The sequence below is a fragment of the Colwellia sp. F1 genome (assembly GCF_056238625.1).
Genome location: NZ_JBWDLI010000009.1, coordinates 185,685 through 198,334, shown reverse-complemented (window position 1 = coordinate 198,334; position 12,650 = coordinate 185,685). Strand labels below are relative to the sequence as shown.

General features: G+C 38.3%; 10 protein-coding genes. 4 read left to right on the top strand and 6 right to left on the bottom strand.

Annotation, left to right across the window (positions count from 1 at the left end; all coding sequences use genetic code 11):
- Window positions 1-900 precede the first annotated feature (900 nt).
- The 3 genes from AC0UA9_RS10655 (at window position 901) to AC0UA9_RS10645 (ending at window position 4,059) form a co-directional block, all read left to right on the top strand.
- Window positions 901-2,034, top strand: a complete 1,134-nt coding sequence (locus AC0UA9_RS10655) for a GGDEF domain-containing protein (protein ID WP_475659880.1) — start codon at window positions 901-903, stop codon at window positions 2,032-2,034.
- Between the two features lie 229 nt (window positions 2,035-2,263).
- On the top strand, window positions 2,264-3,628 hold the full coding sequence (locus tag AC0UA9_RS10650; protein ID WP_475659879.1) for an alpha/beta hydrolase family protein: 1,365 nt from the start codon (window positions 2,264-2,266) through the stop codon (window positions 3,626-3,628).
- Between the two features lie 92 nt (window positions 3,629-3,720).
- Window positions 3,721-4,059, top strand: coding sequence for a cupredoxin domain-containing protein (locus tag AC0UA9_RS10645; protein WP_475659878.1), 339 nt, complete (start codon window positions 3,721-3,723; stop codon window positions 4,057-4,059).
- Between the two features lie 289 nt (window positions 4,060-4,348).
- Here AC0UA9_RS10645 and trpA read toward each other — a convergent pair whose 3' ends face one another.
- Genes trpA through AC0UA9_RS10615 form a run of 6 tightly spaced genes read right to left on the bottom strand, consistent with a single transcriptional unit; the run spans window position 4,349 to window position 11,248 of the window.
- Window positions 4,349-5,197, bottom strand: a complete 849-nt coding sequence (trpA, locus tag AC0UA9_RS10640) for a tryptophan synthase subunit alpha (RefSeq protein WP_475659876.1) — start codon at window positions 5,195-5,197, stop codon at window positions 4,349-4,351.
- Complete coding sequence (gene trpB, locus AC0UA9_RS10635) at window positions 5,197-6,459, bottom strand: tryptophan synthase subunit beta (RefSeq protein WP_475659873.1); 1,263 nt, start codon at window positions 6,457-6,459, stop codon at window positions 5,197-5,199. The genes trpA and trpB overlap by 1 nt, the downstream gene beginning before the upstream one ends.
- Before the next feature lie 2 nt (window positions 6,460-6,461).
- On the bottom strand, window positions 6,462-7,868 hold the full coding sequence (gene trpCF / locus AC0UA9_RS10630) for a bifunctional indole-3-glycerol-phosphate synthase TrpC/phosphoribosylanthranilate isomerase TrpF (RefSeq protein ID WP_475659871.1): 1,407 nt from the start codon (window positions 7,866-7,868) through the stop codon (window positions 6,462-6,464).
- Window positions 7,869-7,870: 2 nt separating this feature from the next.
- Window positions 7,871-8,887 carry an anthranilate phosphoribosyltransferase gene (gene trpD, locus AC0UA9_RS10625; RefSeq protein WP_475659869.1) on the bottom strand — a complete coding sequence of 339 codons (1,017 nt, stop codon included), beginning with the start codon at window positions 8,885-8,887 and terminating at the stop codon, window positions 7,871-7,873.
- A gap of 1 nt (window position 8,888) precedes the next feature.
- The gene (locus tag AC0UA9_RS10620; protein ID WP_475659865.1) at window positions 8,889-9,548 is read right to left on the bottom strand and encodes an aminodeoxychorismate/anthranilate synthase component II; all 660 of its coding nucleotides are present in this window, start codon (window positions 9,546-9,548) and stop codon (window positions 8,889-8,891) included.
- Window positions 9,548-11,248, bottom strand: coding sequence for an anthranilate synthase component 1 (locus tag AC0UA9_RS10615; protein ID WP_475659860.1), 1,701 nt, complete (start codon window positions 11,246-11,248; stop codon window positions 9,548-9,550). The genes AC0UA9_RS10620 and AC0UA9_RS10615 overlap by 1 nt, the downstream gene beginning before the upstream one ends.
- A gap of 449 nt (window positions 11,249-11,697) precedes the next feature.
- Between AC0UA9_RS10615 and rnm the strand changes: the two genes are divergently transcribed.
- A complete protein-coding gene (gene rnm / locus AC0UA9_RS10610) occupies window positions 11,698-12,603 on the top strand; it encodes an RNase RNM (RefSeq protein ID WP_475659856.1) in 906 nt (301 codons plus the stop codon).
- Window positions 12,604-12,650 lie beyond the last annotated feature (47 nt).

The following is a 12,650-nucleotide window of genomic DNA, read 5'->3' as shown; positions in this document are numbered from 1 at the left end:
TTAACGCCATTTGATTACATTACTCATTGCCTTGAACAACTTAGCTATAATGAGGTTGATGTGGAAAAGTTACTACCTTGGAATGTAAAACTGCAACTTAACTAGGTGTGGTTCAGCAGACGCTTACGCACAAAGCCCTTACATTAACGAAAACAACCTGGGTATTAATCAAAATCGTGCTGAGCAGGAATAAATAAAGCTGTTTGCTATTAAATTAAAAGATTAGGTGTTTTCAAATACAGCAAAATGGGGAAATGCGAGCAGTATCGAGCAGTATGTTGTATCGGTAATTGAAGCCGCTATGGTGCATTATTTAATGCTGTCTGTTTTGATTGCCGCATTTTCTAAAAAATTCAGTTCAGATAGAGTAATTGTGCTATAGCAATGCTAATTTTTGTAGAAGTAAGGCAAACAGGGGGAAATCATCCATGACCAACACTCCCTGTTTCTCATACCCACTGCTGCATCCAAGCGACAGCGCTTTTATCCTTAAAGCTTGTTAACAAAACATCCTGTTTTGATTGACTAACGTCATCCAAATAATAGACGCTTTAATCAATAGTGCAAGTAATCTATTAAAAAAATTTTATATATGGTTGAGCAGAAGCATATAATTGGCTTAACTCCACGCTGCTTTTATCTCTTAATCTCTTCAGTAACGTCTAATGCAGTGAAGGGCTTGCTTTGAGTTTTTCCTGTTAGCATCAGTTTCACTCGGTTAGTATGCATTTTATGAATTTAGAACAAAGTAGCCTATGCTCTAAGGTAAGTAGCCTTTAGGGAATTATCTTACCTAGCTTTATGGTAACAGGTTATGATAATTTTATAATTCTAGTGGTAAGGCGTATCAAAAGTTGCAGCGTGTTTCTGCGAACTTATACAACCGTGGTTAAGGTACATATGCACATTAATGAAGAAACTAAATTAAGAATTGACCAGCATAGGCTTTTTTACCAGCAAATGCGAACTACAACCCCATTACAAGCCGTGGTTGCAACTTGTTGGTTTGGTGTGTTAATGCATCAAAACACTGCATTCTTTCCCAAATTTTGGCTTGGGCTTTTTTTAACGTTTTTAGCTTTTCGTTACTCAGTTTATTTGAAGATTAAAGCTTGGGATGATGACAAGGTAGCAAGACGGATCAGCGTGGTTAATCGGAATAGTTTGGTTGCTGCTGCCATGAATGGACTACTGTGGTCCGTTTTCTATGTTTATTCGTTTTATCATCTTTCTGAGCAATGGATGTTGCTTTTCGCTGCTTTTGTTGTTGTTCTCATGGCGTCTGGTTTTATTACGCTTGCGATTCATAAGCAATCATTTTACGCATTTTTTTGTTGCTTTATTATTCCAATAATAGTTTTTACATTGATGCATTACGAAGAGGAAAGTACATTATCTTTTATGGCTTTTATGTACGTTTTCTTCGGGTTTAATATCTTGCTACTATACAAAAATATCAACCGAATTATCATTAATAGCTTGAAGAACGCGATAGAAAATAAATACTTGGCAAGTCGTCTTGAAGAGCTCAGTAATACAGATAGCCTAACAAACTTGTCGAATCGTCGACATTTTGAGCAACAAAGTCAAAACATCTTAAAAGCAGCAGTTGAATTAGAGCAAAAAATTGCCATTTTGATGATAGATATCGACTTCTTTAAATTATATAACGATAACTATGGCCATTTACAAGGTGACAATGTGATTGAACAAGTTGCAAGCGGGTTAAAAGGCGCATTGTTCAAGAACTCTGATCTTATTGCTAGGTTTGGTGGGGAAGAGTTTATCGTGATGTTAACAAACACTGATGAAGTTGGTGCTGAAAGGGTAGCGAAGAAGCTGCTGAGGATTGTTGATGCGCTTGGGATCGAACATAAGTATTCAAACGTAAGTGATGTTGTGACCGTGAGTATCGGTGTTGCAATAGTTGTCCCAACAGCTAACCTTAAACTTATAGAAGTTATTGATAAAGCGGACCATGCGCTTTATCAAGCAAAATCTGATGGAAGAAACCGCTACTGTATTCACGCTTAAAAATTGAATAATTTGTTATTAATAGCAAATAATAAATAACACAAAGCATACATAGCTTCTTAGTAAGATTATGAAAGAGCCAGCTAGTTCCCATTTTTGAGTAATACAGGATATAACAAATCGTTTAGTTCACCAGTATTGTATATATAAATTGATATTTTATATCTGGAGTGTTAGGTTTTGTTAACGTTGTTATATCACAATAATATACAATTGGGATTTAAATAAGATGAAATTAAGAGCAGGTTGCTTATCCTTTATATTCTTTCTGATGGGGTGTGTAACACCTCAAATAAGTGAGGTTCAAAGTACTGAAAAAGAAAGTGGTCTAATAGTAGATGCAACGTCTTTTTTAAGCGCTACTACAGTATTAGATGGTGTTCGTGCAGACATGGCAGCGTTAGCAAATAGAGTTGCCCCTCCTAAAGTTTATGATGTTGTTACAAGAGCTAGTGGCATTACCGAATTATTCTTTGAAGGGCAACCCTATCAAGGTAAACCTACTAGGGTTTTTGCACTTTATGCCGCACCTAAAAAGCCATTTTTTACTAATAATGGAAAAATACCTGGTGTTGTATTGGTTCATGGTGGTGGTGGTAGTGTGTTTGAAAGCTGGGTTACTCATTGGAATGAAGCAGGTTTTGCAGCAATTAGTATTGCAGTAGAAGGACAAATAGACAAAAAAGATGCGAATAACAAATGGCAGAAACATGCGTTTTCGGGACCATCTCGAAGTGCAATTTACCAAGATAGCAATAAGCCTATAGCTGAGCAATGGATGTATCATGCCGTAAGTGCCACTATTCTAGCGCGTAAGTTTTTAGCATCTCAGGCTAGTATTAGTAAAAGTGATATTGGCCTCACAGGTATTTCATGGGGAGGGGTTATAACCTCTACCGTAATGGGTTTTGACCCATCGTTTAAATTTGCTATTCCAATTTATGGTAATGGCTTTCTCGATACAATGGCAAACCAATATGGGAAGAGCTTGATTAAAAATGAGTCTTATAAAAAGGTTTGGGAGCCTGGTTTAATTATTGAAAAATTCAAACAGCCTTCATTATGGCTAACATGGCGAGATGACAATCATTTTGCATTAGATGCGCAAGCAAAAACATATGGTTTATTAAGATCAGATGTCGCTAATTCAATTAAAGTAGGTATGAAACATAGTCACGTGGCCGGTTGGAAACAACCAGAGTCGTATTTTTTTGCTCAACAAGTGATTAGGAATAACGTTAGCTGGGTAGAAAGCAATCATGTTACGCTAAATGATAATATTGCTTCTGCTACTTTTCAAATAAAGCTCAGTCCTCAAATGTATACTGTGAAAAGTGCAAAGATTAATTTTGCTCAAGGGCAAGGGCATACAGGGGAAATGGACTGGCAAAGTATGCCAGCTAAATGGTATGTAAATGAAAATGGTAACGTTACTGCAGAGTTTAAAGGTTTACCTAAGGGAGTAGTACATTGGTTTCTGAATATGGAAGTAGTGGTGAATAGTGATACTGAAAAAGCTAAGGAACTTGTCATTGTAAGTAGTAACACATATTCTCTTAAACCTAGCTTAGATCAGATATCTACGTATTTCTGATAAACTTTTAGACAGCAAGCGCTATTGTCCGCCAGTTGATACTTGGCAGGTTTTTAGTATTGGAGTGCAGCAGCGTAAAAGGGGGCATATTCATGAGTAAATGTGTACGGCGATTGCTACTGATAAGTGTATTGTGCTTGTCGAGTCAATTACAAGCTAAAGATGTTATTGTTGAAATATATAAAAAGCAATTTATACCTCGCGAGGTTATTGTTGAAGTTGGTGATACGGTTATTTGGAAAAATATTGAAAAACGCCAATATCACAATGTTTGGTTTAAAAGCGATAGCGAGCTTGAGCCAGGATATTTTTTCCCGAGTGAAAGCTATCAACGTAAGTTTGATTTAGTTGGTGATTTTTCTTATGAGTGTGGACCACACCCTAAAATGAAAGGTAAGGTAATTGTGAAATCTAAAACTGATAAGCTTTAAGTTAATCTTGATGAATAATAAACACTGTATTACTTGAAAGTATGCAATTTTTTTAACTGGCTAGTGGTAATGGCACTGCTCTGTATCAAGGGCTGTAATATCTTTTCTCTAGGGAAGTAAGTTTAGATTACTACACTATGGGCTAAGATTAATAAAGGCTTAGATAAACAGTGCTAAAATTGAAATGTAGGTCGTAGAAAAGCTTTCTACCAGACAAAAAACACCAGCAATTAGCTGGTGTTTTTCCATAAGGTGAAGTTTACCCAGAGCTTGAAGCTAACGCTTTATGTTAACGAGTTGCTGCTTTCATCTCTGACACAAAAGTGCTTAACTCATCTAGCATATTACTAGTATTTTTTAAGTTACTTTCTATAATTTTTACTACTGCAGAGCCGCTAATAGCACCACTTGCACCGGCCGTTAAAGCATCTTTTACTTGCTGTGGGTTTGATATGCCAAAGCCTAGTACCGGTGGCGCAGCGTTATATTCATGTAACTTACTCACTAGGTCATGAGCGGGGGATTTTGCCTGATGTGTTGTATCAACGGCTGTGTCGACACCGGTTACGCCTGCACGGCTTAGTACATAGGTGTAACCTTTACTATAAGTGGATACGTCACGTAATGTATTATCATCGGCATTAGGTGGGGCGATAAAGATTGGTGCAATATTATATTTTAGTGCTACTTCTTGAAAAGGAAAGCTTTCACGAATAGGTATGTCGGCAATTAAAACAGAGTCAACACCCACTGCAGCAACATCATGGTAAAAACTATCAATGCCACGGGCAAATATTAGGTTACCATAAAGCAGTAATCCTATAGGAATATTAGGAGCATATTCTCGAATTTTAGCTAGTATCTCTAGACATACATCGGTATTAACACCAGATTTTAATGCGCGTAGTGCTGCCATCTGAATAGTAACACCGTCAGCACTAGGATCTGAAAAAGGTATACCTAATTCTAGTGCGTCAGCGCCAGCGTCAATTAATGTTTTTATTAATTCAAACGACTGTTCAGCATTAGGGTCACCAATCATAACAAAAGGGATAAAGGCTTTTTCATTTTTAGCTGATAATGCAGCAAAAGCTTGTTGGTAGCGATAGCCAACTTGTTGTTCTTGTACTTGTGTCATTATGCTTCTCCTCTGTGCTTAACGCTGCCAGTTTCACTTTGTTGCTCGTTAGGGTGTAAAACGGCATGAACATGGGCAAGATCTTTATCTCCACGGCCTGATAAGTTCACTAAGTAAATAGTTTCCGTGGTAGCGGTTTCTGCCATTTTAAGTGCTTGTGCTAAAGCATGTGACGATTCAAGGGCAGGAATAATACCTTCACTTTTCGCTAATGCTTGAAAGGCGTTTAGTGCTTCGTCATCGTTAATTGGCACGTATTGCGCTCGTCCAGTCTCTTTTAAAAAGGCATGTTGTGGTCCTACTGCAGGGTAATCAAGCCCTGCTGAAATAGAGTAAGACTCTTTTATTTGCCCGTGTGTATCTTGCATGATGTAAGTATAATTACCGTGTAACATACCTTTAGTGCCAGCGGCAAGGGTTGCGCCATGCTGGTTCGTTTCTATTCCTTTACCGCCAGCTTCAACACCAATTAATTTAACTTCTTCATGTTGAATAAAATCATTAAACATGCCGATAGCATTGGAGCCACCACCAACACAAGCAATAACATAATCAGGTAGGCGACCTTCTTCGGCTAAAAATTGCGCTTTAGCTTCTTCACCAATCATTTTTTGAAACTCTCTAACGATGGTTGGAAAAGGGTGCGGGCCTGCGGCTGTTCCTAATAAATAATGTGCATTGTCATAATTTGCAGACCAATCACGTAATGCTTCATTAACAGCATCTTTTAATGTGCCAGATCCTGCTGTAACAGGAATAACTTCCGCACCCATCAGTTTCATTCTAAAAACATTCGGTTGTTGACGTTGACAATCAACAGCACCCATATAAATCTTGCATTTAAGACCTAATAATGAACAAGCGATTGCCGTTGCTACGCCATGTTGTCCTGCGCCAGTTTCAGCAATGATTTCTGTTTTACCCATGCGTTTGGCCAATAATGCTTGCCCTAATACTTGATTGGTTTTATGCGCACCGCCGTGTAATAAGTCTTCACGTTTTAGATAAATTTTTGCTAATGGATTTTTAACGATATTTCGGCAACAGGTAAGTGGCGTTGGACGGCCAGCGTACTTAGTGAGTAAGTTATTAAATTCGTTTAAAAATGTTTCATCAGTTTGTGATTCTATAAAAGCTTGCTCTAATTGCTCTAAGGCTGGCACCAGTAATTCGCCAACGAACATACCACCAAATTCACCAAAATAGGCTGGTAAGGTTTCTTTAATAGTGCTTTTGTCGGTGTTTTCTATTGTGTTATGCATTTTTAATAATTCCTTATTTGCGTAAAAACTTGGTTAAGCTTTTCGCTCGATTTTATACCTGGGCTTGTCTCAACGCCTGAGTTGAGATCTAAGCCAAATAAATCTAAATCAGTTAACTTTGTTAGTGCTGAATGAATATTATCGGCATTGAGTCCACCGGCTAATAAACAGCTTGATAAGTCTTGTTCGCAGTTTGTTAGTATTTGCCAGTCAAAGGCTTCACCTGAACCAGGAGATTTACCATCGAGTATGTGTTGGGTTACGCTAGTGCTTAATGCGGGTACTTTATCGGTGACAGCGCTAGCTTGCCAAATTTGGCAGGTGGTATCACTTAACTGCGCTTTAAGTGAAGCAATATAGGTTTCATCTTCATTACCATGTAATTGTACCGCCGTTAACTTAAGGCTATTAACTAAATCAACTATCTCTTCTTTTTTATGGTCAACGAATACGCCAACATACTCTAATTGTGGCTGTGTTTTGATAATGTTTAAGGCGAGTTCTTTTGTGATTGACCGAGGTGATTTTTTAGCAAATATTAAGCCGCCAAATTGAGCACCAGATTTAGCCGCAGCAATGGCATGTTCAGGAGCGGTTAAACCACAGACTTTATTACTGCCAAAAATGAGTTTGCGACAGGCTAAATCTATGTCGTTATAGGCATTGTTATCCATGGCCATTAACGAGCTGCCCACAAGAAAGCCATCAACAGCCGGTGCTAGTTCACGCACTTGGGCATTATTGTATATGCCCGACTCAGAAATAATAATACTGTCATCAGGTAAAGTGGGGGCGAAATCAAAGGTACGGGAAATATCGGTACTTAAGTCGCGTAAATTACGATTGTTTATACCGATCATTTTCGCATTCAGTTGTATTGCGCGATCACGTTCTTCGGCTGTCGATATCTCAGTTAATATGGCTAAGTTGTATTGCTCTGCCACGGCAGCTAGTTCGAGATATTCGTCATCAGACAAAACACTGAGCATTAATAAAATAGCATCTGCGCCGTAATGTCTTGCTAAATATACTTGGTAGGTATCAATGAAGAAGTCTTTATTCAGTACAGGGCACTTCACTGTTTCTGTTACTACCTTTAAGTATTCAAACGTACCTTGAAAGTATTTATCATCGGTTAACACTGAAATAGCAGCGGCATACTTATCATAAATTTGGCAAATAGCTTTAACATTAAAGTCAGGGCGTATAAGCCCTTTTGATGGTGATGCCTTTTTACACTCTAAAATAAAGCCGGCTTCAGGTTTCTCTTCAGTACGCTTTAGCGCTGTATACATGTCTTTGGTTGTTGGAGTTAGCTCATCAATAAAACTTGCTAACGGTTTTGATTTTTTCAGGGCGTCTATTTCAATGCGCTTATTCGCAACAATTTGTTCTAATATATTAGCCATCTTTATTTATATTCCTCATTAGAAAGAACAACAAGTTGCTCTAACGTTTCTAAACCTTTACCACTTTTTAATACATCACTAGCAAGTTGGGCGGCTGCAGTTAAGTCATTCGCTTTACCATGCAAATAAAGCAATGCCGCACAATTAATGATGACTGCAGCATTATGGGCTTCTTGCCCCTTACCTGATAAAATTGCCTTAATAATGCTAGCGTTCTCTTGTGGTGTCCCACCTTTTATTTCTTCTAGTGTATAGTTTTTTAAGCCGAAATCTTGTGGAGAAATGGTACGTTCAGTTAATTCTCCATGCTTTAGTTCAATAACGTCAGTTGTGCCATGGAGTGCAATTTCATCTAAACCACTGCCATAAACAACAAAAGCGCGTTCCACACCTGTTAATTGCAAGGCTTCAGCCATAGGTTGTAATAAGTCAGGGGTGTACACACCCAGCAGCATTACTTTTGGATTGGCAGGGTTCGCTAACGGGCCTAAAATATTAAATAAAGTACGAACGCCCATTATTTTACGTACCGTTACTGCATATTTAAAACCGCTATGGTAAGCCGGTGCATATAAAAAGCATAAGTTGATTTGGTCTAAGCAATGACTCGCTGTGGCGGGCGACATGTTTAAATTAACACCAAAGGTTTCAAGTAAGTCCGCTGAGCCTGACATACTTGACACACTACGGTTACCATGTTTTGCCACTTTCAAACCGCAGGTTGCTGCTAAAATGGCTGCTGTGGTTGAAATATTAATTGTGTTTGCGCCATCGCCACCGGTACCTACGCAATCAGCAATACGGTTTGTTTGTGCAGGAAAGCCCGTTGCCGCGCTTTTTATCGCGATTGCTGCGCCTGATATTTCTTGTGGAGTTTCGCCTTTTATTTTTAAAGCGGTAAGCACACTAGCCAGCAAAATAGGGTCGGTTTCTCCTTTTAGCATTTGCTCAAAAAAAGCTTTAACAGTTTGTTGGTCGAGATCGTTGCCGTCAACCAAAGTTGATAAAATATTGGTCATGTTATGCTCCTTGTGCCTTAGTGTTTAATTGCTCACTTAAGGTCAGTAAATAGTCAAAGCTTTGTGCTAATAATGTGGCACCAAAAGTGGTTAAAATAGATTCAGGGTGAAATTGGTACGCTAAAACAGCGTCATGCTCTTGGCAGATAGCCATAGGCATATTATTATACTCGGCAATAATAGACAGAGTGTCAGGAACTTTTACTCCTACTAACGAATGATAGCGGGCAACCGGCAATGGGTTTTTAATATTAGCAAAAGCGCCGGTACCGCAATGGTTAATAGATGATGCTTTGCCATGAACAATTTCATTAGCACGGCCAACAGTGCCGCCATAATGTTCAATTAATGCTTGGTGGCCTAAACAAATACCTAGCATAGGTATTCTTCCTGCGCATCGTTTTATTAATGCCATTAAGCAGCCAGAGTTTTTGGGTTCACCCGGGCCAGGTGATAAAACTAAAATTACCTTTTCGCCGGTTTGCTCTGTATGCTCAAGCATTTTATTGTAAATAAAGTCACTGCTTAATGTGTTGCGATAAATGGTTGGTTCAAACCCTAAACATTTAAATTCATCAACGAGGTTATATGTAAAAGAGTCTAAATTGTCGAGCATAAATAGCTTGGTATTTTTAATGCTCTTACTGTGAGTTAACGTCATTATTTCGCTCCTTGCGCGAGCGCTTTGTTCGCTGTTAGCACGGCATTAATAACCGCTTGTGCTTTTTGTCTAGTTTCATCAGCCTCTGCTTGGGGAATTGAATCATACACAACACCTGCCCCAGCTTGTACATGAGCAATGTTGTTTTTAACAAATGCAGAGCGTATAACAATACAGGTATCCATTTCACCATCACCAGTAAAATAGCCTACTGCACCACCGTAACTACCACGGCGTTTACCTTCTATTTCTCTAATTAATGTAGTGGCTTTTACTTTTGGCGCACCAGATAAAGTTCCCATATTCATACAAGCTTGGTATGCATGCAAAGCGTCTAACTCTTCTAATAAAGTACCGCATACACGTGAAACTAGGTGCATCACATGGGAATACTTGTCTACTTGCAATAAATCAGCAACATAACGAGTACCAGCTTCACAAACTCTAGCAATGTCGTTACGTGCTAAATCAACTAGCATGATATGTTCGGCTGACTCTTTTTTATCTTGCCTTAATTCTAGCTCTATTCGAGAGTCTAAATCGAGCGAGATACTGCCATCAGCCTTAAAACCCCTTGGCCGAGTGCCTGCGATAGGATAAATTTCAACTTGTCGTTTTCCTTCAGGGGAATTTAGTTGATACTTTATTGCTGACTCAGGTGACGCGCCAAACATGCAAAAATCACTGTCTTTAAGGTAGAACATGTAAGGGCTTGGATTACTGATTTTTAATGCCTGATAAGCAGCAATACTGTCAAGACAAGGCAAAGAAAAAGTACGCGAAGGCACCACTTGAAAAATATCGCCAGCACGAATGTTTTCTTTTAATATTTCCACATTATGACAAAAATTTTCGTCACTAATATCAACAGAAATACTCTCTGTGCCAATGCTATGTTTAGTTAGGTTTTGTCCTGTATTTACTTGAATTAAAGGGCGAATGGATTCAGGCGTAATATCATTTGATAATAACTGTTTAATTTGGGCAACACGTTCAATTGACAGTTGTTGAGCTTTTTGCTTTATAAGTTTTTCGTTAGTGTGCGCTGTGTTTTTTTCACTATGTTGGCTTGATGAAAATAAGTTCGCAATAACTTCTGTGCTTTTTACTTCATGGTCAATAACAACCATAGTTTCTGCTAAATAGTAAACAAAGTCTGGACAAGTATTTTCGCCATCAGGCACATCGGGTAATGTTTCACTCATACTGATCATATCAAAAGCGAATGCACCGCCAAGAAAAATAGCAAAATGATGGTTATCGCTATTTTCTATACGTTTAAATAAACGCAAACTTTCAAAAGGGTTAACTGCCATTAGTCGTGTTTTTTCATCAAGTTCATTTGGGATATCTGAAAAAGTGGCGGTTAACGTTTGATTATTATCGTCAAGCATGAGGCTTGTATGTGATTGCAACTGAGCGGCGATAAATTGCAGTAGTTGTTGGCCATTGGCTGTTAAGGCATTAAAGCTAACAGTGTTACCATTGCAAACTATTTTTAAGGCTGCATCAACGAGCAGTAAACTCTTGAGTAAATGTTTTCGATCAATCTCTGCAGACTCTAGCAGTAAATTATTTTCTTGGTCATGGCAGAGTAATTGATAAACACTTAATGGGTCACTTTGATAGTTGGCATTATCGGTAATAGTACTTACGCTTGCGGTTGTTTGGCTATAAGCTTGTGGGGTATTTGTTGTCATCGTATTCTTCTTTTGTAAAGTGTCTTAATGGGGGCATCCGGCATAAATTGGTTGTAGCCACCAAAGAAACCATGTTCTTGTTTTGTTCATAATATTTACTCTTTATCAGTAGGTGTTAACGTTGGTTTTCTGTAAACTTTAGGTCTTTAAAAGCAGAAAACCCGCTAATTCTAGCGGGTTTTTGAAATTTTTGATCTACTTTAGCTTTATTTTGTTAGCTTATAGTAAGACACACGCAATTATCACAACCCACTTAGTGTAGAGTTATGCCACCACCAACGATGTTGATTTGGAAGTAAATTAAATTGCATTGTTGCTATCATTATTTTGCTCTTATTAGTAAACTTGCACTAGCTTGGTTGGTTTTTAGCGTTATTTTTTAAGTAAACGCCTAATTAAAGTGCTTCAGTAAACCACCTGTAAAAATATTTCCTATAGAAGACCTTATTATGGCGTTGCTGTCAACCACAGAATTCCCTTTAGTGATAAAAAAAAATGACAACTTTGTGCACGGGCGCATTGATTTACATTGTCATACCCATTGCTCTGATGGTAGCTTGTCGCCACAAACCTTGGTAGACAGGGCGGTTAATTATCAAATAGCTGTATTGGCTATTACTGATCACGATACCGTGGCAGGTTTTGATATAGCTCAAAAATATATAATGGAAAAAAATATTCCATTAAAATTAGTTTCGGGTATAGAAATTTCAACTATGTGGCAAGGTTTTGAAATTCACATTGTTGGCCTCAATTTTGATAAAAACAACCCAACCCTGCAGCAATTAATTACTTCACAACAACAAGCACGCGAACAAAGAGCAATAACAATAGGCGAAAAATTGGCTCAATGTGGCTTTCCTGATGCTTACCAAGATGCTAAAAATCTTGCAGGCCAAGGCACGATAACCCGTGCACACTTTGCTAAAGTATTACTTCAACAAGGTCACGTTAGCACGTTGCAAAAAGCCTTTGATAAATATTTAGGCAAAAAAGGGCGTAGTGTACAAAAGGCTTACGTTAAGCCGGAGTGGTGTTCTATAGAAGAGGCTATTGAAGCAATACATACTGCTGGTGGCAGTGCAGTCATGGCGCACCCAGTCCGTTATAATCTATCAGCAAAGTGGCTAAGGCGTTTAATCGTTTATTTTAAAGAAAACCAAGGAGATGGTTTAGAAGTGGTTTTACCGCAAATGAATCCACAACAGCGAAAAATAATGCTAAACTATTGTGTAGAATATAACTTGTATGCCTCCACTGGCTCTGATTTTCATCATCCTAATAAGTGGTCTGATTTAGGGCGCAATTTACTGTTACCAGATGGTGCAATACCTATTTGGGCAATGTGGAAATAATAGCTTGAAATTTATGCTTGGCTATAATTGCTATAAAAGGAAATCTT

Bases quoted from the DNA above. Each gene is read 5' to 3' on its own strand.
- AC0UA9_RS10655 (WP_475659880.1), top strand. From the start codon at position 901: ATGCACATTAATGAAGAAACTAAATTAAGAATTGACCAGCATAGGCTT.
- AC0UA9_RS10650 (WP_475659879.1), top strand. From the start codon at position 2,264: ATGAAATTAAGAGCAGGTTGCTTATCCTTTATATTCTTTCTGATGGGG.
- AC0UA9_RS10645 (WP_475659878.1), top strand. From the start codon at position 3,721: ATGAGTAAATGTGTACGGCGATTGCTACTGATAAGTGTATTGTGCTTG.
- trpA (WP_475659876.1), bottom strand. From the start codon at position 5,197: ATGACACAAGTACAAGAACAACAAGTTGGCTATCGCTACCAACAAGCT.
- trpB (WP_475659873.1), bottom strand. From the start codon at position 6,459: ATGCATAACACAATAGAAAACACCGACAAAAGCACTATTAAAGAAACC.
- trpCF (WP_475659871.1), bottom strand. From the start codon at position 7,868: ATGGCTAATATATTAGAACAAATTGTTGCGAATAAGCGCATTGAAATA.
- trpD (WP_475659869.1), bottom strand. From the start codon at position 8,887: ATGACCAATATTTTATCAACTTTGGTTGACGGCAACGATCTCGACCAA.
- AC0UA9_RS10620 (WP_475659865.1), bottom strand. From the start codon at position 9,548: ATGACGTTAACTCACAGTAAGAGCATTAAAAATACCAAGCTATTTATG.
- AC0UA9_RS10615 (WP_475659860.1), bottom strand. From the start codon at position 11,248: ATGACAACAAATACCCCACAAGCTTATAGCCAAACAACCGCAAGCGTA.
- rnm (WP_475659856.1), top strand. From the start codon at position 11,698: ATGGCGTTGCTGTCAACCACAGAATTCCCTTTAGTGATAAAAAAAAAT.